Below are 22509 nucleotides of genomic sequence, written 5' to 3'. Positions count from 1 at the left end.
ACATCATTCAAGGATAAAGAAGGAAACGAGATTCCAGGAAATCCAAGTGAAGATGGCGAACAACCTAAGAAAGATATTCCAGGTTACCGCTTCGTAGAAACTAAGAAACTTCCAAATGGAGATACAGAGCACGTCTACGAAAAAGTTAAGACATCATTCAAGGATAAAGAAGGAAACGAAATTCCAAACTATCCAACAGAAGATGGCGAACAACCTAAGAAAGATATCCCAGGTTATCGCTTCGTAGAGACTAAGAAACTTCCAAATGGCGACACAGTTCATGTTTATGAAAAAATTATTCCTTCTGTGAAACCAGAACCTGCGAAACCAGCTCCAGCTAAACCAGCTAAGGAATTGCCTAATACTGGTACAGAAGATCACTCTAGCCTAGCAGCTCTTGGACTTCTTGGAGTATTGAGCGGATTTGGTCTTGTGGCACGCAAGAAAAAAGAAGACTAATCTTTTAATCATTAAAGATTAGACAAAGGAATTCAATTTCATAAATGAAAACCCAACTAATCAAACGATTAGTTGGGTTTTTTATGTGGATTATCTACTCTTCCAAGCTTGGTAACGGGTATCAATCAATAATTGAGTAAGGCGTCCCATGGTTTCCCTTTCTTCTGGAGTGAGGGATTGCGCTTGGACAAAGAGATGATGAATGTGTTCAATAGCCTTGAAGGAAGACAAGTCATTGATGGAGCTAATCCCAGCATCTAGAATGGTGCCAAAGAAGAGGTCGAAGTAGAGCTGAAGTTCCTCGTCAGGGACTGTTGCTACCCACTCCTTGAAGGTTGTGTCTACTTGTTGACTATCACTGTTGGTCTTATCCAGTTGGACGAAGTGCTTGTTCTCAATTTGCCAACTAAAGGTATCGTGCTGGGCGATGCCACCTAAGGCAGTGCTTTGAACGATGATTTGGTGGGCAGGAATTTCCAGCATCCTACCGATAATGGAACCTTGTGGAATGAAGACCTTGGTTCTATCCATTATCCTTTGATAACCTTCGGTCTGTGTCAATTCTTGATGGAGACCAGGCGCATCAAATGTATAAACTGCAGTGATCTGCTCTTGCAAGCTTTGATCAATTTGGCTAGCAGCATAGATGGCTAGATTTCCTCCCTTGGAATGCCCAGCTAGAATGACTTTTTTCCTAGGGTGGTGGACAAAAAAGTTCTCTAAATAGCATAGGGCGTGCTTTTGAGCAGGAATTTCCTTCATATAGGTCATGTGGAAATCTTCCTTCCAGCCAATGATACTGTCATCTGTCCCACGAAAGACAATCAGGTAGGTATCGAGAGTGAGGCGGTAGGTCATAGCCGCAAACTGCTTTTGCAGTTCAGGGTCGATTTCGTTGATAAAATAGGAGAGTTTGCAATTTTTGAAGCGCTTGTGTTGAGCCAGTTCGTCCAATAGCTGGAGGCGATTTTTACTAGTAAGCATGGTGGGCTCTCTTGGAACTTGAGGTGCCAGGTCTAAAAGTCGCTGAGGACTTGTGGATACCAGATTATCAAAGGGTAGGTAAGTAGTTTCTGTTAAGGCTAGAATGTCTAATTCATTTAAAGGTAGGTCGTAAAAGGAATCGTAAGCGACATCTTTCAGGTAGTCAAAAATATTGGCCATAAGTGCTCCTTTCTTTTTATTTATCTTATCAAATTTCCCTTAAATTAGCTACTAGGATTGTATCACTTTGTTGGCTAAAAACAAGCTCTTTCAAATTCAGTTTCAGACCTTCGAGCATGGAAAAATCTGTTATAATAATAGAAAAGGAGGAGCGCATGCACAAGATTTTACTAGTAGAAGATGATCAGGTTATTCGTCAACAGGTCGGGAAAATACTCTCTGAGTGGGGATTTGAAGTGGTTTTGGTAGAAGACTTTATGGAAGTTTTGAGTCTTTTTGTCCAGTCGGAACCTCATCTGGTCCTCATGGATATTGGACTGCCTTTGTTTAATGGCTATCACTGGTGTCAGGAAATCCGCAAGATTTCCAAGGTGCCTATCATGTTTCTGTCTTCGAGAGACCAGGCTATGGATATTGTCATGGCAATCAATATGGGCGCGGATGACTTTGTGACCAAACCTTTTGACCAGCAGGTTCTTTTAGCCAAGGTTCAGGGCTTGCTGCGTCGTTCCTATGAGTTTGGGCGTGACGAGAGTTTACTGGAATATGCTGGTGTTATCCTCAATACCAAATCAATGGATTTACATTATCAAGGGCAAGTCTTGAATTTGACCAAGAATGAATTCCAGATTTTACGAGTGCTGTTTGAGCATGCGGGCAATATTGTAGCGCGTGACGACCTGATGCGGGAACTTTGGAACAGTGACTTTTTCATTGATGATAATACTCTCTCTGTCAATGTGGCTCGTTTGCGTAAAAAGTTGGAAGAGCAGGGCTTGGTAGGATTTATCGAGACCAAGAAAGGGATAGGGTACGGACTGAAGCATGCTTGATTGGAAACAATTTTTTCTAGCCTATCTGCGCTCCCGTAGTCGTCTTTTGGTTTATCTGATTTCTTTGACGTTTCTGGTCTTACTCTTTCAGTTTTTATTTGCCAGTTTGGGAATTTACTTTCTCTACTTTTTCCTGCTATGTTGCTTTGTAACCATCTTATTTTTCACTTGGGACATATTGGTGGAAATGCAGGTCTATCGCCAGGAAATTCTCTATGGGGAGAGGGAGGCCAAATCTCCTTTGGAAATAGCTTTAGCAGAAAAATTAGAAGCGCGTGAGATGGAACTTTATCAGCAGAAGTCAGATTCAGAAAGAAAATTGACGGATTTGCTGGATTACTACACCTTGTGGGTCCATCAGATAAAGACCCCCATTGCAGCCAGTCAACTCTTAGTTGCAGAAGTAGTCGACCGCCAACTGAAGCAGCAATTAGAACAGGAAATTTTCAAGATTGATTCCTATACCAATCTAGTTTTACAGTACCTGCGTTTAGAAAGTTTTCATGATGATTTGGTCTTAAAGCAGGTTCAAATTGAGGATTTGGTCAAGGAAATAATTCGTAAATATGCTCTTTTCTTTATTCAAAAAGGCCTAAATGTCAATTTACATGACCTTGATAAAGAAATCGTGACGGATAAGAAGTGGCTACTAGTGGTCATTGAACAAATTATCTCAAATAGTCTCAAGTACACCAAGGAAGGTTGTCTGGAGATTTATATGGAGGGGCAAGAGCTTTGTATCAAGGATACAGGAATCGGGATAAAAAACAGTGATGTCCTTCGAGTCTTTGAACGTGGATTTTCAGGATATAATGGCCGCCTAACCCAGCAGTCATCTGGACTTGGCCTCTATCTATCTAAGAAAATTTCTGAAGAACTAGGTCACCAGATTCGTATTGAGTCTGAGGTCGGAAAAGGAACGATAGTGCGGATTCAGTTTGCTCAAGTGAACTTAGTCCTTGAGTGAGAAGAGACAATGAGTTTTTACCCAATCTCTTTTTGCTATATTTCAGGATATTTGAAGACTGTTTTTTACAAAACCAATAATAGAATTTTTAATACGGAATATAGTATAAATACTGGTTCAAAGTGAAGTTTTGTATGCTTTATACTTTTGTTGAGTATAAAATCTATAATCTAAGGGTGAATTACAAAAATTAATTTGAGATGAAGTGAATTGTAGACTTGGGAAATGTCTCCTATTCGATTTCAGAATGAATCGTTGATACAGGATTAAAAGAACTGCAGCTTTCTTTTTATTTTGAATGAGATAGGTGTATATAGATTTGTGTAACTGGTGTAGAACTGTTTCCAAAGAATTATTGAATGTATCGAATACACACATTCTATTGATTTTGAATCAGTTTTTAATTTCTAAATATTATAATAGTTTTATCAAGTAAAAGGAGACTGCCATGATTGGAGACAATATAAAATTCTTACGAAAATCACATAATCTGATATAACCAGAATTTTCACGGATTGTGGGTGTGTCACGAAATAGCCTAAATCGTTAGAAAAACTGAAAAAGCTTACTTTCAATAGAAGTATTGGAAATATTCATTTTACATCTATCAAAGAAACATGGGATAGACCTATATTTTACAAAATAGCAAATTATATTTTGAATGATAGTAAAAACTGCAGTACTTGTGTGATTTACAATTATTGCACTCAATGTCCGAGTATCGCACTATCTGAAATAGGGAATAGTAGAGATTGTTCTGCGATATGTAAAAAAACGCATTAGCAAGGAGTATCGTATATGCTACCATATCTTAAAACTATTAGATGGTATCTCTTCTTTAATTTTCTTTTTGGTGTAGTATCGAATATCTGCACAGCTTTGTTACCGTATTTCACGCAGGCATTAATCAAAGGGGATTATCAAGTAGCTCTATATGGTTACTCTATGTCAGTGGCAGGCTATTTGAGTTGTAACTATATCCAAATGATACTTGATTGGAAGCAGGGGATTATCTTTTCGACTACTTTGAAAAATGAGTGGTTTCGTTCACTTCTGGGACTCAGTCACCACGATTTCAAGCAGAAAACAGTAGCAGAGTATATTTCCTATCAATCTAATGACCTAGATTCGTTGGAAAAGGATTACCTTCCTCCATTGATGAGTTTTATCAAACAAATTTTACGTATCATCATTTACGCTTTCATTATTAGCAGAACAATTAATCCTATTGTATCACTGATTTTAATCTTTTCCACTGGAATTAGTATTCAAATTCCTAAAATCGTTGGGAAGTTGATCGCTAATCGTAGACAGGTTTACTTAAAAAAACAAGGAGATTACTATCGAACCTTGGAGGATTTGCTCATGGGACATCATTTGGTAAATAAACTAACTATGTCGCATTTTTTGAATCAACAAAAGAGCTCTCTAAAGAATTTGCAGGATAAGTATTTTAAGTATGGTTTGACAAAAATTACAGGCATCTTATTGACAGGTGTTTCTTTTGAATTCATTAGTCTTGTTCTGTTTATTTATTTAGCCTACTCTCTATCTCACCAGCAACTCGGTATTCCTGAGGTGGTGGCGAGTTTCGGATATATTAATGCTTTTTCTGAACCAATACAGGAAATCCTTTATGATTTACAAATGTTAGAGTCCGTAAAGCCTGTAATCAAGAGTTTTCAAAACATTGTTGGGAGACCCGTTTCAGTTCAAGCACCTCAACATTCTTTTGATACGATTACTTTGAAAAACATTTCCAAACAACTGGGAGAATCAAAATTGATAATTACTTCCGCTACGATTCAAAAAGGGGATAAAATTGCGCTTATTGGTAAGAATGGTTCTGGAAAAAGTAGTCTTCTCAACATTTTAAATGGAACAGATGAAGATTTTGAAGGACAAATTGTGCTAGATGGGCTTGTTTTGGACCATCTTTGGGGAAGATTCGGTATGATTCTGCAACAAGAACATACATTTATTTCGAGTTATGAAAATAATGTAACACTATTCAATAGTTTCAATGAAAAATTCAGAGAAGAAGATTTTGAAAAAATTCCACCACAATCCCTGTCAGGTGGTCAGCAACAACGAATGTATTTAAATCGTGAGAAAAATCGTAAAAATCCATTGCTTATCCTAGACGAACCTTTCTCTGCCTTGGATACTAATCAGTTTAAAATGGAATTGGAAAGAGTTCTGGAACTACCAAGTGCCGTCATTGTTACTTTACATCGCCAAAACGAATTATTAAGTAAGTTTGACCAAGTTTGGGAAATTAAGAATGGAGAACTTGTAATTTTGAAATAGCTAAATTATAAAGAATAAAACGCATAGTATCAAGGTTCAGGAGATACCGTTTTTCCTTCTTCGGATAAGGAAACAAAAATTTCTTGCTTCATCTATCTATTCAATTGATAGATTTCGTCAGAGAAAAACTGTAAAATTTTTGATATAATATAAAGGATGGACTGACGGATACTTAAAAGATAATTTTCAAAAGAATAACAGGTGAGAAGAAAAATATGTAAGATTGGACAGAAGTCTCTCTACCATCATCCATGCAGAAACAAGATTATATAAAATAAAAGGAGTAACCAATGAACGGAAATTATTCAACACGGGAATACCGTGAGAAATTATACGATGACCTTCATGTTCGATTGAGAGATACAGCGATTTTGATGTGTGCAATTTTTATTGCCTCTATCGGTCTAAATATGAATTCAACAGCTGTTATTATTGGAGCCATGTTAATTTCACCTCTCATGACACCGATTGTTGGACTGGGATTCGGTTTAGCTATTTTTGATACGCGTTTAATCAAGCAATCTCTAGAGGTTTTATTGACTCAAGTGTTGGTCAGTTTGCTTGTCTCGACTCTGTATTTCTGGATTTCTCCCTTGTCTTATGCAAGTAGCGAGTTGATCGCACGAACCTCTCCAACCATTTGGGATGTTCTCATTGCTATTGCTGGTGGGATTGCTGGTGTGATCGGTTCAAGGAAAAGAGTTAGAAAAACCAACAACACCAAGTCTTGAAGCTTTTTGGGATTTACGGCAAAATTTCTTTGCTTGTTTTCTTTCCTTTTTCTGGTTGGGATCGTTATGGATGGCACTAAACACATTATGGGAAAAGGTTGAGAAAATTTCCTCAGAAATTATTTGGTGGAATTTGTTTCTACTCTTGGAGCGGCAGGAGTTCTCTTTGGAGAATTTCATGCCATCCAAGATACCAGTCTGAATGATGTGGTGGACCGGATCTATATAAATGTCAAGGATTTACCGTTTCAGTCCTTGGGAGCTTTAGCTAATATCCTGTCTGATGTTAAGAAGGGACTGATTCAAGACAGTCATATCTGGTCTTTCTTCCAGTCATTTTTCAAACAATATCAGTTGATAATCAGCTTAAATCAGATCTATCAGTTTGTCTATCTTTCTCTGATGGAGATCATGTCCTATCTTCACTTTGATTATTGGAAAAAACGGCTCGGTCAGGAGCTAGTATGAATAAGGAGAACAAATGAGACGTTTAAAAATGTTATGGCATATTATACAGGTTACGGGTTTTACTCGGTTTGCTCTGAGTTTTGTGACCTTTGTTTTTGGGTCAGGAGGCGTGCTTTTCCTAGTTGAACCTGCTATCACAAATTACGGAGACGGTCTTTGGTATGCTTTTGTGACTTCGACGACTGTCGGCTACGGGGATCTCCTAGCTGTGACCTTGATTGGAAGGATTACCAGTGTCTTCTTGACGATTTATGGGCTCATATTTTTTGGCTGTTTATCAGCTGTTATTATTAATTATTATACCGATTTAAATAAGGAAAGAGGAGAGGACAAATGACTGCCAATTATTCAACACGGGAATACCGTGAGAAATTATACGATGACCTTCATGTTCGATTGAGAGATACAGCGATTTTGATGTGTGCAATTTTTATTGCCTCTATCGGTCTAAATATGAATTCAACAGCTGTTATTATTGGAGCCATGTTAATTTCACCTCTCATGACACCGATTGTTGGACTGGGATTCGGTTTAGCTATTTTTGATACGCGTTTAATCAAGCAATCTCTAGAGGTTTTATTGACTCAAGTGTTGGTCAGTTTGCTTGTCTCGACTCTGTATTTCTGGATTTCTCCCTTGTCTTATGCAAGTAGCGAGTTGATCGCACGAACCTCTCCAACCATTTGGGATGTTCTCATTGCTATTGCTGGTGGGATTGCTGGTGTGATCGGTTCAAGGAAAAAAGAAGCAAACAATATCGTGCCAGGAGTAGCCATTGCTACAGCTTTGATGCCGCCTATCTGTACTGCTGGCTATGGTTTAGCTAATGGGAATGTACGATTTTTATTGGGGGCTCTCTATCTTTTCTTGATCAACTGTGTCTTTATCATGCTAGCCAACATTGTTGGAACAAGAATTTTGATGAGAAAATCTCCTTTAACTTCATTTAAAGAGCTGAGCATTAAAATGAGAATTGGCTTGATTTCTTTGATTGTATTGTTGATTCTTCCAGCTAGCTATTCGGCAGTTACTCTGACAATAGAACAAGCGCGCAAAGAAGGGATCAAACAGTTTGTAGGAAAAGAGTTCGCCAATTATACGGTTATTAATCAAGTCTACAAGTCAAGTAACAATGAATTGGTCTTGACGGTTGTTGGAGATCCGATTTCAGAAGAAGAATTAGAAACACTCCACCAAAAACAAGCCTCTTACGGTATTCAATCTGTTCAATTGAAAGTGAATCAAGTTCAGAACTCGCCAACATTAGATAGTGAAGCGACCAAGGAATTTTATGAAACCATTAACAAGTATATCGATCAAAAACTCTCTGAAAAGGATTCACAAAAAGATCTCATAAAAGAAAATGAAGCAGACAAGGATTGAGGATATTAACCTTATCCAACTCATGAAAGCAAATCTTGTGTGGTGGTTTGGTCAATCACTACTAGTTCAGATTAAATAAAATATAAAAAGCAACAGCTGTTCAGTTGTTGCTTTTTAGCTAGCTAGGATTTTATCCTAGGTTTTATTTTTTATTTCTCAACTCGTGATTTGTTGGCGATATCAGCTAGGATAGCTTGAACAAAGTCATCAACTGAGACAGTTTGTGTTTCTTTTTGGCCATAGCGACGAACGTTAACAGTTCCGTCTTCCATTTCCTTGTCCCCAACGATCAATTGGTAAGGAATCTTGCTTGTTTGTGACGCACGGATCTTGAACTGCATTTTTTCATTGCGCTCATCTACATCTGCACGGACACCACGGTCACGGAGTTTTTTAGCTACTTCCCATGCGTAGTCCACGTGTTTTTCGTTAGATACTGGGATGAGAGTTACTTGGTGAGGTGCTAGCCATGTTGGGAAGGCACCCTTGTAGTTCTCAATCAAGATAGCTGTGAAGCGTTCCATAGTTGAGATAACTCCACGGTGGATCATAACTGGACGGTGCTCTTCACCATCAGCTCCGATATATTTAAGGTCGAAGCGTTCTGGAAGCAAGAAGTCAAGTTGGATAGTAGAAAGAGTTTCTTCTTTTCCAAGAGCGGTCTTAACTTGAATATCCAATTTTGGTCCGTAGAAGGCTGCTTCACCTTCGGCTTCAAAGTAGTCCACGCCCATTTCATCAAGGGCTGCACGAAGCATGGTTTGAGCATTTTCCCACATCTCATCGTTGTCAAAGTACTTGTGAGTATCTTGAGGGTCACGAAGAGAGAGGCGGAAGCGGTATTCAGTCAAGTTGAAATCTTCATAAACATCGATAATCAACTGAAGGGCACGCTGGAATTCTTCTTGGATTTGTTCTGGAGTCACAAAGAGGTGACCGTCGTTGAGTGACATTTCACGTACACGTTGAAGACCAGTGAGGGCACCAGATTTTTCATAACGGTGCATCATACCGATTTCAGCAATACGGATTGGCAACTCACGGTAAGAATGAACATGGTGTTTGAAGACTTGGATGTGGTGCGGACAGTTCATTGGACGAAGGACAAATTCTTCCCCGTCACCCATGTCCATAGTTGGGAACATGTCTTCTTGGTAATGATCCCAGTGACCAGAAGTCTTGTAAAGTTCAACAGAAGCAAGTGGTGGAGTGTATACGTGTTGGTAGCCAGAAGCCAACTCTTTGTCTACGATGTAGCGTTCCAATTCACGACGAATAGTCGCACCATTTGGCAACCAGAATGGCAAACCTTGACCAACCTCTTGAGAAATCATGAAGAGGTCAAGCTCTTTACCAAGTTTACGGTGGTCACGTTCCTTAGCTTCTTCACGCATTTGAAGGTAGTTTTTCAAGTCTTTCTTGTCAAACCAAGCTGTACCGTAGATACGTTGCATCATAGCGTTGTCGCTATTTCCACGCCAGTAAGCACCAGCTACATGGAGAAGGTGGAAGATTTGGATACGGCCTGTTGATGGGACGTGAGGGCCACGGCAAAGGTCTACGTATTCACCTTGACGGTAGATAGTCAAGCCGCCTTCGTCTTCTGAATGTTCTTCAATCAATTCCAACTTATAAGGGTCGTTTTTGAAGATTTCACGTGCCTCGTCTTTAGTAACTTCTTCACGGATTGATGGGAAGTTTTCTTTGACAATTTTTTGCATTTCTTCTTCGATACGAGGAAGGTCTTCGTTAGAGATTTGTCCAGCTGTATTGTCAGTATCGTAGTAGAAACCGTCTTCGATAGCTGGACCAACTCCCAAGTGAATGTCTGGGAAAAGGCGACGAGCTGCTTGAGCGAACAAGTGAGCAGCTGAGTGACGCAAGATTGGAAGGGCATCTTCGTGATCAGGTGTCACGATTTCGATGCTTCCATCTTCAGTGATAGCACGAGTTGTGTCGATGAGTTTGCCGTTGAATTTACCAGCCAAGGCTTTTTTAGCTAGGGAATTGCTGATAGATTGGGCAATTTCAAAAGTTGTAACGCCAGATTCGAATTCACGAACAGCGCCATCTGGGAAAGTAATGTTAATCATGATGTTCTCCTTACTTATATTATTGACGAATGTGTTAACCCTATTTGGAAAATAGGGACAGAGGATTGTGAAAGCTAGAAAAACAAAAAGCGACATCCTCAAAAGGACGTCGCAACGTGGTTCCACCTTCATTTATGTTCCTCAAAAAAGAGGGACACCTCTGATTGGCTCTAACGTGGCCACCGTTTTATGTTTTCATAAAAACTCAAGAGTAGTATCAGTTTAGGCCTCCTATGCGTTTCCAGCAACCACGCACTCTCTAGTAGAAAGGGACTAAGTGACTTGTCTCTATGGATTATTATAGCATGATTGTGAAAAATTTCAAGATATTTGTAGATTTTTTTGAATTTTCTTCATTGAAAAAGTGCCTGCTGTGCTTTGTTAGGAGTAATGTGAAATCATCTTATTGATAGGCCTTGACATTGATAAAAGTAGTGTTCTGGATTTAGTAAGAGTGGGTTAAAGGTGACTATTATACAGTATTTTTTGTTATAATATTAAAAAGATATATAAGAGGAAATGAGGAGAAAGAATGACAAAAATAGCTCTTCTTTCAGATATTCATGGAAATACCACCGCTTTGGAGGCTGTTTTGGCAGATGCTCGACAGCTAGGAGTGGATGAATACTGGCTTTTGGGAGATATTCTCATGCCAGGAACAGGGCGTAGAAGGATTTTGGACTTGTTGGCTCAACTACCGATTACGGCTAGAGTTTTGGGAAACTGGGAAGACAGTCTTTGGCATGGTGTCCGCAAGGAATTGGATAATACTCGTCCTAGTCAACGCTATCTTTTGCGCCAGTGCCAGTATGTTTTAGAGGAAATTTCCCTAGAAGAAATTGAACTGCTCCACAATCAACCTCTCCAGATTCATCGTCAGTTTGGGGATTTGACGGTGGGAATTAGCCACCATCTTCCTGATAAGAACTGGGGGAGAGAGTTGATTCATACTGGAGCGCAAGAGGATTTTGACCGCTTGGTGACCAATCCGCCTTGTGATATCGCTGTTTATGGTCATATTCACCAGCAGTTGCTTCGTTACGGGACTGGTGGGCAATTGATTGTCAATCCGGGCTCGATTGGGCAACCTTTCTTTCTAGATGCCCAGTTACGGAAGGACTTGCGGGCCCAGTATATGATTTTAGAGTTTGATGACAAGGGCTTGGTAGATATGGATTTCCGACGGGTGGACTACGATGTGGCAGCTGAATTGCAGCTAGCTAAAGATCTCAAACTTCCCTATTTTGAGGTTTATTATGAAAGTCTGGTCAATGGTATCCACCATACCCATGATCAGGAATTTTTGAGAGAATTGGCCCAGAAAGAGGGCTACGATAGGGAGTTAGATGCCTGGTTGAAAAGTGGTAACGATTGACATTACAACTAAAAAGGGTATAATAATAGAAAAAGAAGAGTAGAGGCAGGGTAGCCTCGTAAAAAGGAGAAGAGGATGCAAATTCCAAGTAGATTTACCATTGCGACTCATATGCTGATAATCATTGCCCTCAAGGGGAAGGAAAGCAAGGTGACCAGTGATTTTCTGGCTGCTAGTGTCGGGGTCAATCCAGTCATTATCAGAAAGACCTTGTCCCAGTTGAAGAAGGCAGAGCTGATTTCAGTAGCGCGTGGAACAGGGGGAACAGAGATTGTCAAGGACCTCAAAGACATTAGTCTTTTAGATGTTTATCAAGCGGTCGAGTGTCTTGGTAAGACAGGTCAACTCTTTAGTTTTCATGACAATCCAAATCCAAATTGCCCAGTTGGAGCTCGTATTCATGATGTTTTGGATCAAAAATTGGAGAGAATCCAGCTGGCTATGGAGGTTGAACTCGGTCAGACCAGTCTGGAGCAAGTCGTGGCTGATGCAGAGAGTCAAATGAAGGATTAAGAGGGATAGATGCCTGCAAATGAAATGTCAAAACACTGCTAGAAATCTGGCAGTGTTTTTTTGAGATTGCGTAGAAAAAACTCCTGAGAAATCCCAGGAGAATGTGATTGATTATTTGAACTTGAATCCTTCGTAAATAAGCTCTGTTTTTGGATTTTGTTTCTTAATCTGTTTAGCAAGTGACTTCATCATAGAAAGGGGACCACACATATAGACGCTCGCATGTTCAGGTACTTCCTCTTGCTCAAAATTAAGATAGCCGTCTTTCCTACTGTCTACTAGATGGAGTTCAAAATTAGGATTTTTCTGAGCATAGTCACGGAGCAAATCTAGGTAGACTGCATTTTCATCTCCACGGAAGCTATAGTAGAAGTGAATCTGTTTATCTAAAATAGGATGTTCACGGATGTAAGAGATGAAGGGGGTGATCCCAATGCCTCCAGCAATCCAAACCTGATTTTCTCGTCCTTCTTCTATAATCATGTGTCCGTAAGCTCTGTCTAGTGTTACTTTGCTGCCGACTTGAAGATTGTCATAGATATTCTTGGTATGGTCGCCTGAATTTTTAACAGTAAAGTAAAGAGTTTGGTCATGACCTCCTGAGATAGAAAAGGGATGCGGAGCACTTTCAAAGCCTTCTTGGAAAATCTTTAGGAAGGCAAATTGTCCTGATTGATAGCTGAAAGGTCTGCTAAGATGGATTTGAATTTCTATAGTATCGTGATTTAAGCGTTTGAGATTGGTAATTTTCCCTAGATAGGGGAAGCCAATCTTTTGATATAGAAAAATGATATAAAAACCAGCCAGTAAGCCTAAAAGGGCATAGCTACCAACAAGAAAACTTAGGAGATTAAATGTGAGGAGGCGATTGCCCATTATCATGTAGACATGAAAGAGTCCGAAAATATAGGCTAGGTAAACAAAGCGGTGAATCCATCGCCAAGCTTCGTATTGGATGTATTTGCCTAAATAGGCGACAAGGATGATACTGGCAAAGATATAGATGGCAAGATTGCCAAACTGAGTAGCTAAGCGAGATCCCCACAAACCGCCCATACTAAAGTTATGAAAGATTAGTAGAATGATGGAGAGAAAGGCTGTAAATTTGTGGACGGTGTAGACCTTTTCCAAACCGTGAAACCAGCTTTCTATTATCGGGAGACGAGTGGCTAGAATAAAAGTTAGAGATAGGCTTGTTAAAGCTAGTCCTGGAATCATGAATTGGGGAGAAGTGTTCATCCAAGTCAAAATAGTCAAGGCAAAACTAGCTATGATAAAGAGTAGTCCTTTGAGTGATTTCATAAAAAATTCCATTTCATTTAGATTTGATTTGTTGTAAACAAATTTGTTACATTTTATCATAGAAAAAGTATGGTGTCAAATTGAGGTCTATAAATATCTACTATCATCAAAAAAACTCTCCAATTTAACTGGAGAGTTGCTGTTTATTCTGCAGCTTGTTGCCAACGTTTTGCTAGCATATGAGACAGGCTAGAAATTGCTAGGTTAAAGCTGAAGTAGATGAGGGCAATCAGAATATAAAGACTGAAGACTTGCTCTGGTTCAAAATAACGGCCCATGAGAATTTGGCTGGCTCCAAAGAGTTCTTGTAGGGCGATAACAGAGTAGAGAAGACTGGTATCCTTAATCACGGTCACAAACTGAGAAATGATGGCTGGCAGCATTTTACGGATAGCTTGTGGGAGAATGATGTGGTAGAGGATTTGCATAGAGGTAAATCCTTGCGACATTCCTGCTTCGTACTGGCCCTTGTCTACGGCATTGAGGCCACCTCGGATAATCTCAGCTAGGGCTGCTGAGGTAAAGAGAGTAAAGGCAGTGATACCAGCTGGTGTGGACTTCATCTTGAACACCAAAAAGATGGTGAAAATCCAGAGAAGATTGGGAACGTTACGTACAAACTCAATGTAAATGCTGGAGATGATTCGCAAGACAGGATTTTTCCCATTTCTCATGACAGCTAGAACTGTACCGATGATAGTAGAGAGGATGATGGCAATCAGAGAAATATAGAGGGTCAAGCCAAATCCTTTAAAGATAAAGACTAGGTTATCTGGGGTCAAAACTTCTAAAATAGATTCCATAGTAACCTCCTAAAGTGAATAGGCTTTTTTGTTGGCTTGCTCCATCTTGCGACCAAACTGGGCAACAGGGAAGCAAAGAGAAAAGTAGAGAAGGGCAGCGCCTAAAAATGCTGGGATGTAATTTCCGTTGAGGGCTGACCAAGACTTGGTCACAAACATCAAGTCCACTCCAGAGATGATAGCAACTGTCGAGGTATTCTTGATGAGGTTGACGATTTGGTTGGTCAAAGGAGGGAGAATGATACGAAAGGCCTGAGGCAAGATAATCAAGCGCATGGCACTGATATAGGTAAAACCTTGCGACAGGGCGGCCTCCATCTGACCGCTAGGAATAGACTGAATGCCTGAGCGAATAACCTCAGCGATATAGGCGCCGTGATAGAGTCCTACGCAGAGAACAGCTGTCCAATAAATCGGAATCATGATGATATGGTCACTGATAAGAGGTAGGCCATAAAAAACGATAACAAACTGCACCAAGAGGGGAGTGTTTTGGTAAAATTCAACAAAGATGCGAGCCAAAATGCGCAAAATCGGACGTTTGCTGGTTGACATGGCTCCAAAGAAGATGCCCAAGACCATGGCGAGGATAAAGGATCCAATCGCTAGGGCAAGGGTGAAGAGGAAACCATTGAAAAATTGGCCAAAATCCTGAAAATAGGCTGTCCAAGATGATAAATCTGTCATAGGGTGTCCTCCTTAATCTGCGGTATGGCTAGATGGTTTGAGCTTGTAACGATCATAAAGTTTTTGCAAACTACCATCCTTACTCCATTTAGTAACCAAGTTATCAAGATAGTCGTTGAGCTCTGTATTTGATTTCTTGGTAACAATACCGTAGTCAGATGGCTTGAAACTATCATTTAGTAGTTCTGTCCGTTTGCTGATGTAGCCAGATAGAATAGAGCGGTCAACGGAAAAGGCATCAATACGGTGAGCGTGTAGGGAAGTAATCAATTCTGGGTAGGAACCAAGTTCGACGAATTTAAAGGTCAGGCCTTTCTTTTTACCCAGTTCGGTAATCAGGCGTTGGGTAATGGAACCTTGGGCAACTCCGATGGTTTTGCCGTTTAGGTCCTCAATACTTTTGATTTTGGCAGATTTATTGACCAAAAAGCCAGAAGCGTCTGTGTAGTAGGGACTGGTAAAGTTATAGAGTTTTTTGCGCTCGTCTGTAATGGTGAAGGTTGCAATATCCATGTCAACCTGTTCATTATCTAGAAGGGGTCCGCGAGTTTGTGCTGTAACTGGTACATAACGAACCTTGACCTTGAGTTCATCAGCTACCATCTTGGCCAAGTCAGTTTCGATACCAGAATAGGTCCCTGTCTTGGGATCCTTGTAGCCAAAATTGGGAACGTCTTGTTTGACACCGACAACCAGCTCGCCTCTCTTTTGAATGTCTGCGACACTGGTATCAGCCTGAACTGGTTTTGCAGCAGCAAGACCGAAAAGGCTAATCAATAATGCGGATAAAAAGAATTTCTTTTTCATAGGCGCCTCCTTATTTGACTTTGTCACTTTCGTGGTTGATGATTTTGCTGAGGAATTGTTGGGCACGAGGTTCGCTTGGATTGTCGAAAAAGTCATCAACATCTGTCGTATCTACTAAAACCTCTCCGTCAGCCATAAAGATGATGCGGTCAGCAACTTCACGGGCAAAGCCCATTTCATGAGTAACGACAATCATATTCATACCCTCGTGGGCCAATTTTTGCATAACTGCCAGAACGTCTCCGATGGTTTCAGGGTCAAGGGCAGATGTTGGCTCATCAAAGAGGAGGAGTTCCGGATGCATGGCAAGACCACGAGCGATGGCAATCCGTTGTTTTTGTCCACCAGATAGCATGGCTGGATAAGAATCTTTCTTGTCCCACATATTTACAAATTCCAGATATTTTTGGGCTGTTTTTTCAGCTTCTTTTTTATCAATTCCTAGAACTTTTATGGGAGCTAGTGTTACGTTTTCTAACACTGTTTTGTGTGGATAGAGGTTGAAATGCTGGAAAACCATGCCGACTTCCTTGCGAAGAGGTACCAAATCTTTCTGGCTGGCACCAGCGACTTGGTGACCATTTACTAGGAGGCTTCCTTTGTCTACAGCTTCCAAACCATTGATGGTGCGGATAAGAGTGGACTTCCCAGAACCAGAAGGTCCAAGGAGGACAACGACTTGCCCTTTTTCAAAACGGAGATTGATGTCGCGGAGTGCGTGGTAGTCTCCGTAATATTTTTCGACGTGTTCAAATTCTACTAAAGCCATAAGGAATCTCCTTTGTGTTAGATTTTATAACATGATTCTACACCAAAAGATTTTTCTTGTCAAATCATATCAGAAAAAAGTTAGTAAAATTTTTGTAGAAAGCAATCAGGATAGAGAAAAAGCCTAAATCATGTTATAATGAAGCAATAGAATTCTTAGAAAGAGTGGATGTCTTTTTGATAACACCTACTTATGAATGGCAGTTTGCCCCGCAGGTAGAAGATGCGGATTTTACAAAGATAGCCAAGAAGGCTGGACTGGGTCCTGAGGTGGCTCGCTTATTATTTGAGAGAGGGATTCAGGACCAAGAAAGTCTGAAGAAGTTTTTAGAACCTTCCTTGGAGGACTTGTACGACCCTTATCTGCTCCATGATATGGATAAGGCAGTGGAGCGGATTCGTCAGGCCATTGAAGAAGGGGAAAATATCCTCGTTTACGGTGATTACGATGCGGATGGCATGACTTCAGCTTCGATTGTGAAGGAAAGTTTGGAACAGCTTGGTGCCGAGTGCCGTGTTTACCTACCCAATCGTTTTACCGATGGCTATGGTCCTAATGCTAGTGTCTATAAATACTTTATTGAGCAAGAAGGAATTTCCTTGATTGTGACGGTGGATAATGGGGTTGCTGGTCATGAGGCTATTGAACTGGCCCAGTCTATGGGAGTAGATGTCATTGTGACTGACCACCATTCCATGCCTGAAACCTTACCAGATGCCTATGCTATTGTCCATCCTGAACACCCTGATGCGGACTATCCTTTCAAATATTTGGCTGGTTGTGGAGTGGCCTTCAAGCTGGCTTGCGCCCTTTTAGAAGAAGTACAGGTGGAACTGCTTGATTTGGTTGCTATCGGAACCATTGCAGATATGGTGAGTCTGACGGATGAAAATCGTATCTTGGTTCAATATGGTCTAGAAATGTTGGTGCATACTCAGCGTATTGGCCTACAAGAAATGCTGGACATGGCTGGGATTGCTGCCAATGAAGTGACAGAAGAAACGATTGGTTTTCAGATTGCCCCTCGTTTAAATGCCTTGGGCCGCTTGGACGATCCCAATCCCGCCATTGATTTGCTGACTGGGTTTGATGATGAGGAAGCTCACGAGATTGCCCTCATGATTCATCAAAAAAATGAAGAGCGTAAGGAAATCGTTCAGTCTATCTATGAAGAAGCCAAGACCATGGTGGATCCTGAAAAGAAGGTCCAAGTCTTGGCTAAGGAAGGCTGGAATCCTGGAGTTCTAGGAATCGTGGCTGGTCGTTTGTTGGAAGAATTGGGACAGACAGTCATCGTTCTTAATATAGAAGACGGTCGTGCCAAGGGAAGTGCTCGTAGTGTGGAAGCGGTCGATATTTTTGAAGCCCTAGATCCCCATCGCGATCTTTTTATCGCCTTTGGCGGTCATGCTGGCGCAGCAGGAATGACTCTGGAAGTTGAGAAACTCTCAGATTTATCTCAGGTCTTGGAAGATTATGTCCGTGAAAAAGGTGCAGATGCTGGTGGCAAGAATAAGTTAAACCTAGATGAAGAGCTGGATTTGGAGACACTTAGCTTGGAAACGGTCAAAAGTTTTGAACGTTTGGCACCTTTTGGCATGGACAATCAGAAACCTATCTTTTATATAAAGGATTTTCAGGTCGAAAGTGCCCGTACCATGGGGGCAGGCAATGCCCATCTCAAGTTGAAAATTTCCAAAGGTGAAGCTAGTTTTGAAGTGGTAGCATTTGGACAAGGTAGATGGGCAACAGAATTTGCTCAAACCAAGAATCTAGAGTTGGCAGTCAAATTGTCTGTCAACCAATGGAATGGCCAAACTGCCCTGCAGTTGATGATGGTGGATGCGCGTGTGGAGGGTGTTCAACTCTTTAACATCCGTGGGAAGAATGCAGTCTTGCCAGAAGGAGTTCCAGTCTTGGATTTTGCTGGAGAACTTTCCAATTTAGTAAATAGTGATGCTGTGGTTGTAAAAACCATTCCTGAGGATATTACCTTACTTAAAACCATTTTTCAGGAACAAAATTTCTCTGCTGTCTATTTTAAAAATGATATTGACAAGGCCTACTATCTGACAGGTTATGGGACTAGAGAGCAGTTTGCCAAATTGTACAAGACCATCTACCAGTTTCCAGAGTTTGATATTCGCTACAAGCTGAAAGATTTGGCTACTTATCTTAATATTCAACAAATCTTGCTAGTCAAGATGATTCAAGTATTTGAAGAATTAGGCTTTGTGACGATCAAAGATGGTGTCATGACAGTAAATAAAGAAGCGCCAAAGAGAGAAATCGGAGAAAGTCAGATTTACCAAAATCTCAAACAAACCGTCAAAGACCAAGAAATGATGGCACTGGGTACCGTTCAAGAAATTTATGACTTTTTAATGGAAAAAGAGTAGATGATAGGAAAGAGTTGGGCAACCAGCTCTTTTTTGAAAACAAATCTTCATTTTGAAAATCATCAAAAAAATGGTATAATGGTAGGAAAAGATTCGGCTAAAAGTAGTGCTTTTAGAATAAGAGGGTAAGTAACCCTATAATCAAGATAAACTAAGCTTTCGGAGGAAAAATGAGTAATATCAGTTTAACAACACTTGGTGGTGTGCGTGAAAATGGGAAAAATATGTATATCGCTGAAATCGATGGGTCTATTTTCGTTTTGGATGCAGGTCTAAAATATCCTGAGAATGAACAACTAGGGGTGGATGTCGTCATTCCAAATATGGACTACCTTTTTGAAAATAGTGACCGTATCGCAGGGGTCTTCTTGACCCATGGACATGCGGATGCTATTGGTGCTCTACCTTATCTCTTGGCTGAAGCCAAGGTGCCTGTATTTGGGTCTGAGCTGACCATTGAGTTGGCCAAACTCTTTGTCAAAGGAAATGACACAGTTAAGAAATTTAATGATTTCCATGTTATCGATGAGGATACGGAGATAGATTTTGGAGGAACTGTGGTTTCCTTCTTCCGTACAACACACTCTATCCCAGAAAGTCTGGGTGTTGTCTTGAAGACATCTGAAGGTAGCATCGTTTATACAGGTGATTTCAAATTTGACCAGACAGCTAGTGAATCCTATGCGACAGACTTCGCTCGTTTAGCAGAAATCGGTCGTGATGGTGTTCTAGCACTTCTCAGTGATTCAGCTAATGCAGATAGCAATATCCAGGTGGCTAGCGAAAGTGAAGTTGGGGACGAGATTACTCAAACCATTGCAGATTGGGATGGTCGTATCATCGTCGCAGCAGTAGCCAGCAACCTTTCTCGTATCCAGCAGGTGTTTGATGCTGCAGATGCAACAGGTCGCCGTGTGGTCTTGACAGGATTTGATATTGAAAATATCGTCCGCACTGCTATTCGCCTCAAGAAATTGTCTCTAGCTAACGAGAGTCTTTTGATTAAACCGAAAGACATGTCTCGCTTTGAGGATCGTGAGTTGATCATCCTTGAGACAGGTCGTATGGGTGAGCCTATCAATGGTCTTCGCAAGATGTCGATTGGGCGCCACCGTTATGTGGAAATTAAGGACGGTGACCTAGTTTATATCGTAACGACTCCATCTATCGCCAAAGAAGCAGTTATGGCGCGTGTGGAAAACATGATTTACCAAGCTGGAGGTGTTGTCAAATTGATCACCCAAAGCTTGCGTGTGTCAGGACATGGGAATGCGCGTGACTTGCAGTTGATGATTAATCTCTTGCAACCTAAGTATCTCTTCCCGATTCAAGGGGAATACCGTGAGTTGGATGCTCATGCTAAGGCTGCTATGGCCGTCGGGATGCTGCCAGAACGCATATTCATTCCTAAAAAGGGAACCAGCATGGCTTATGAGAATGGGGACTTTGTCCCAGCTGGCGCGGTTTCAGCAGGGGATGTCTTGATTGACGGGAATGCTATTGGTGATGTTGGAAATGTGGTTCTTCGTGACCGTAAGGTCTTGTCAGAGGATGGTATTTTTATCGTAGCAATTACCGTTAACCGTCGTGAGAAGAAAATTGTGGCCAAGGCTCGTGTTCACACGCGTGGATTTGTTTATCTCAAGAAGAGTCGGGATATTCTCCGTGAAAGTTCAGAATTGATTAACCAAACGGTAGAAGACTATCTTCAAGGAGATGACTTTGACTGGGCAGATCTTAAAGGGAAGGTTCGTGATAATCTGACCAAGTATCTCTTTGACCAGACTAAGCGTCGTCCAGCCATTTTACCAGTAGTCATGGAAGCAAAATAATTGTTGAAATAAATAGAGAGAAAGTCGAATTTCGGCTTTTTCTTATAGAAAAATAGAGGAAAAAATATGGCAGTAATGAAAATTGAGTATTACTCACAAGTATTGGATATGGAGTGGGGAGTGAATGTTCTTTACCCCGATGCCAATCGAGTGGAAGAACCAGAGTGTGAAGATATTCCCGTCTTGTACCTCTTGCACGGGATGTCTGGCAATCATAATAGTTGGCTTAAGCGGACCAATGTAGAACGCTTACTTCGAGGAACCAATCTTATCGTTGTTATGCCCAATACCAGCAACGGTTGGTACACCGATACCCAGTATGGTTTTGACTATTACACAGCTCTAGCAGAGGAATTGCCACAGGTTCTGAAACGCTTCTTCCCTAATATGACTAGCAAGCGTGAAAAGACCTTTATCGCTGGCCTCTCTATGGGAGGCTATGGCTGTTTCAAATTGGCTCTTGCTACAAATCGTTTTTCTCATGCAGCTAGCTTCTCAGGTGCTCTTAGCTTTCAAGATTTTTCTCCTGAGAGCCAAGATTTGGGGACACCAGCTTACTGGAGAGGTGTTTTTGGGGAGATTAAAGACTGGACAACTAGTCCCTATTCTCTAGAAAGTCTGGCTAAAAAATCGGATAAAAAGACCAAGCTGTGGGCTTGGTGTGGCGAGCAGGATTTCTTGTACGAAGCCAATAATCTAGCAGTGAATAATCTCAAAAAACTGGGCTTTAATGTGACCTATAGCCATAGTGCTGGAACTCACGAGTGGTACTACTGGGAAAAACAATTGGAACGGTTTCTAGCAACTCTGCCAATCGATTTCAAATTGGAAGAGAGATTGTCATAATTTAGTTTTCTTTCAGCTTGTTTTAGTAAAATAGACTTTATTTGCTAGAAAGGTGGAGGGAAATGCGCTGGATTTTTCGTTTGATAGGGGCTTTCTTTTCTTTTGTGTGGCGTTTGTTTTGGCGTTTAGTTTGGATAGCTTTTCTTTTGTGTGCTTTTGCTTTCGGACTTCTCTGGTATCTGAACGGTGATTTTCAAGGAGCGCTAAAGCAAGCAGAACGGTCAGTCAAGATTGGTCAACAAAGTATCGACCAATGGGAAAAAACAGGGCAACTGCCTAAGTTGAACCAGACAGATAGCCACCAACATTCTGAAGGAAGGTGGCCACAGGCTTCTGCTCGTATTTACTTGGATCCCCAGATGGATTCACGCTTTCAAGAAGCTTATGTAGAAGCGATTCAGAATTGGAATCAAACTGGTGCTTTTAGCTTTGAAATTGTCACCGAGTCCAGCAAGGTAGATATCTTGGCTACGGAGATGAATGACGGAGGTACTCCTGTGGCAGGAGAGGCAGAAAGTCAGACCAATCTCTTAACAGGGCAATTCTTATCCGTAACGGTGCGTCTGAATCACTATTATCTGTCCAATCCTAACTATGGCTATTCCTATGAGCGTATTGTCCATACGGCAGAACATGAGTTGGGTCATGCGATTGGCTTGGACCATACAGATGAGAAGTCTGTCATGCAACCAGCAGGTTCCTTTTATGGTATCCAGAAAGAGGATGTTGAAAGACTTCGAAAATTATATGAGACCAATGAGTAGGGAA

20 protein-coding genes and 3 pseudogenes are annotated in these 22509 nt (G+C 40.9%); 15 read left to right on the top strand and 8 right to left on the bottom strand.

Annotation, left to right across the window (positions count from 1 at the left end):
- On the top strand, window positions 1-459 hold a 459-nt coding region (locus N8M66_RS02725), incomplete at its 5' end, for an LPXTG cell wall anchor domain-containing protein (protein WP_261045459.1).
- 90 nt (window positions 460-549) lie between these two features.
- Here N8M66_RS02725 and N8M66_RS02720 read toward each other — a convergent pair.
- Window positions 550-1623 carry a DUF2974 domain-containing protein gene (locus N8M66_RS02720; RefSeq protein WP_261045457.1) on the bottom strand — a complete coding sequence of 358 codons (1074 nt, stop codon included), beginning with the start codon at window positions 1621-1623 and terminating at the stop codon, window positions 550-552.
- 155 nt (window positions 1624-1778) lie between these two features.
- Between N8M66_RS02720 and N8M66_RS02715 the strand changes: the two genes are divergently transcribed.
- From N8M66_RS02715 to N8M66_RS02680, 8 genes and pseudogenes are all read left to right on the top strand, one after another.
- Window positions 1779-2456, top strand: a complete 678-nt coding sequence (locus N8M66_RS02715; RefSeq protein WP_084375216.1) for a response regulator transcription factor — start codon at window positions 1779-1781, stop codon at window positions 2454-2456.
- Complete coding sequence (locus N8M66_RS02710; RefSeq protein ID WP_261045450.1) at window positions 2449-3423, top strand: sensor histidine kinase; 975 nt, start codon at window positions 2449-2451, stop codon at window positions 3421-3423. Before N8M66_RS02715 ends, N8M66_RS02710 begins: the two co-directional genes overlap by 8 nt.
- Window positions 3424-4221: 798 nt before the next feature.
- Window positions 4222-5733 carry an ATP-binding cassette domain-containing protein gene (locus tag N8M66_RS02705; protein ID WP_061589905.1) on the top strand — a complete coding sequence of 504 codons (1512 nt, stop codon included), beginning with the start codon at window positions 4222-4224 and terminating at the stop codon, window positions 5731-5733.
- Between the two features lie 290 nt (window positions 5734-6023).
- A pseudogene (locus tag N8M66_RS02700) lies at window positions 6024-6434 on the top strand (DUF389 domain-containing protein); the annotation flags it as partial.
- Window positions 6433-6666, top strand: a pseudogene (locus N8M66_RS02695) (TMEM175 family protein); the annotation flags it as partial. The pseudogenes N8M66_RS02700 and N8M66_RS02695, both read left to right, overlap by 2 nt.
- Window positions 6591-6932, top strand: a complete 342-nt coding sequence (locus N8M66_RS02690; RefSeq protein ID WP_000397556.1) for a hypothetical protein — start codon at window positions 6591-6593, stop codon at window positions 6930-6932. The pseudogene N8M66_RS02695 and the gene N8M66_RS02690, both read left to right, overlap by 76 nt.
- 13 nt (window positions 6933-6945) lie before the next feature.
- Complete coding sequence (locus N8M66_RS02685) at window positions 6946-7269, top strand: potassium channel family protein (protein ID WP_001253404.1); 324 nt, start codon at window positions 6946-6948, stop codon at window positions 7267-7269.
- The gene (locus N8M66_RS02680; protein WP_261045448.1) at window positions 7266-8315 is read left to right on the top strand and encodes a DUF389 domain-containing protein; all 1050 of its coding nucleotides are present in this window, start codon (window positions 7266-7268) and stop codon (window positions 8313-8315) included. Before N8M66_RS02685 ends, N8M66_RS02680 begins: the two co-directional genes overlap by 4 nt.
- Before the next feature lie 149 nt (window positions 8316-8464).
- On the opposite strand, the gene thrS is transcribed toward N8M66_RS02680, so the two are convergent.
- Together thrS and N8M66_RS09490 are read right to left on the bottom strand one after the other, a co-directional pair.
- Window positions 8465-10408, bottom strand: coding sequence for a threonine--tRNA ligase (gene thrS / locus N8M66_RS02675; protein ID WP_000608345.1), 1944 nt, complete (start codon window positions 10406-10408; stop codon window positions 8465-8467).
- 40 nt (window positions 10409-10448) lie between these two features.
- A pseudogene (locus tag N8M66_RS09490) lies at window positions 10449-10629 on the bottom strand (hypothetical protein).
- 311 nt (window positions 10630-10940) lie between these two features.
- On the opposite strand from N8M66_RS09490, the gene N8M66_RS02670 reads away from it, so the two are divergent.
- A complete protein-coding gene (locus tag N8M66_RS02670) occupies window positions 10941-11783 on the top strand; it encodes a metallophosphoesterase family protein (protein WP_261045447.1) in 843 nt (280 codons plus the stop codon).
- Window positions 11784-11858: 75 nt separating this feature from the next.
- Window positions 11859-12296, top strand: coding sequence for an Rrf2 family transcriptional regulator (locus N8M66_RS02665; RefSeq protein ID WP_261045445.1), 438 nt, complete (start codon window positions 11859-11861; stop codon window positions 12294-12296).
- Between the two features lie 111 nt (window positions 12297-12407).
- On the opposite strand, the gene N8M66_RS02660 is transcribed toward N8M66_RS02665, so the two are convergent.
- The 5 genes from N8M66_RS02660 to N8M66_RS02640 form a co-directional block, all read right to left on the bottom strand.
- Window positions 12408-13598 (bottom strand): oxidoreductase, encoded by a 1191-nt coding sequence (locus N8M66_RS02660; protein ID WP_261045442.1) that lies wholly within the window; start codon window positions 13596-13598, stop codon window positions 12408-12410.
- A 143-nt stretch (window positions 13599-13741) separates the two neighbouring features.
- Window positions 13742-14401: an amino acid ABC transporter permease gene (locus N8M66_RS02655; RefSeq protein ID WP_261045440.1), complete on the bottom strand. Its 660-nt coding sequence runs from the start codon at window positions 14399-14401 to the stop codon at window positions 13742-13744.
- A 9-nt stretch (window positions 14402-14410) separates the two neighbouring features.
- Window positions 14411-15088, bottom strand: a complete 678-nt coding sequence (locus N8M66_RS02650; RefSeq protein ID WP_000131137.1) for an amino acid ABC transporter permease — start codon at window positions 15086-15088, stop codon at window positions 14411-14413.
- 12 nt (window positions 15089-15100) lie between these two features.
- Entirely contained in the window at window positions 15101-15895 is a 795-nt protein-coding gene (locus N8M66_RS02645; RefSeq protein WP_125450826.1) for a transporter substrate-binding domain-containing protein, read from the bottom strand.
- Window positions 15896-15905: 10 nt separating this feature from the next.
- Complete coding sequence (locus tag N8M66_RS02640) at window positions 15906-16664, bottom strand: amino acid ABC transporter ATP-binding protein (RefSeq protein WP_001229571.1); 759 nt, start codon at window positions 16662-16664, stop codon at window positions 15906-15908.
- A 176-nt stretch (window positions 16665-16840) separates the two neighbouring features.
- On the opposite strand from N8M66_RS02640, the gene recJ reads away from it, so the two are divergent.
- The 4 genes from recJ to N8M66_RS02620 all read left to right on the top strand — a co-directional run bounded on the left by recJ (window position 16841) and on the right by N8M66_RS02620 (window position 22505).
- Window positions 16841-19063, top strand: a complete 2223-nt coding sequence (gene recJ / locus N8M66_RS02635; RefSeq protein ID WP_261045438.1) for a single-stranded-DNA-specific exonuclease RecJ — start codon at window positions 16841-16843, stop codon at window positions 19061-19063.
- Between the two features lie 170 nt (window positions 19064-19233).
- Complete coding sequence (locus N8M66_RS02630; protein WP_261045436.1) at window positions 19234-20895, top strand: ribonuclease J; 1662 nt, start codon at window positions 19234-19236, stop codon at window positions 20893-20895.
- A gap of 66 nt (window positions 20896-20961) precedes the next feature.
- On the top strand, window positions 20962-21741 hold the full coding sequence (locus tag N8M66_RS02625; protein WP_261045434.1) for an alpha/beta hydrolase: 780 nt from the start codon (window positions 20962-20964) through the stop codon (window positions 21739-21741).
- 62 nt (window positions 21742-21803) lie between these two features.
- Window positions 21804-22505, top strand: coding sequence for a M57 family metalloprotease (locus N8M66_RS02620; RefSeq protein ID WP_173876421.1), 702 nt, complete (start codon window positions 21804-21806; stop codon window positions 22503-22505).
- Window positions 22506-22509 lie beyond the last annotated feature (4 nt).

The sequence above is a fragment of the Streptococcus mitis genome, from assembly GCF_946188585.1.
Lineage (GTDB): Bacteria > Bacillota > Bacilli > Lactobacillales > Streptococcaceae > Streptococcus > Streptococcus mitis_DG.
Note: the sequence above shows the minus strand (reverse complement) of the source record. Positions and strands in the feature narration are given on the sequence as shown.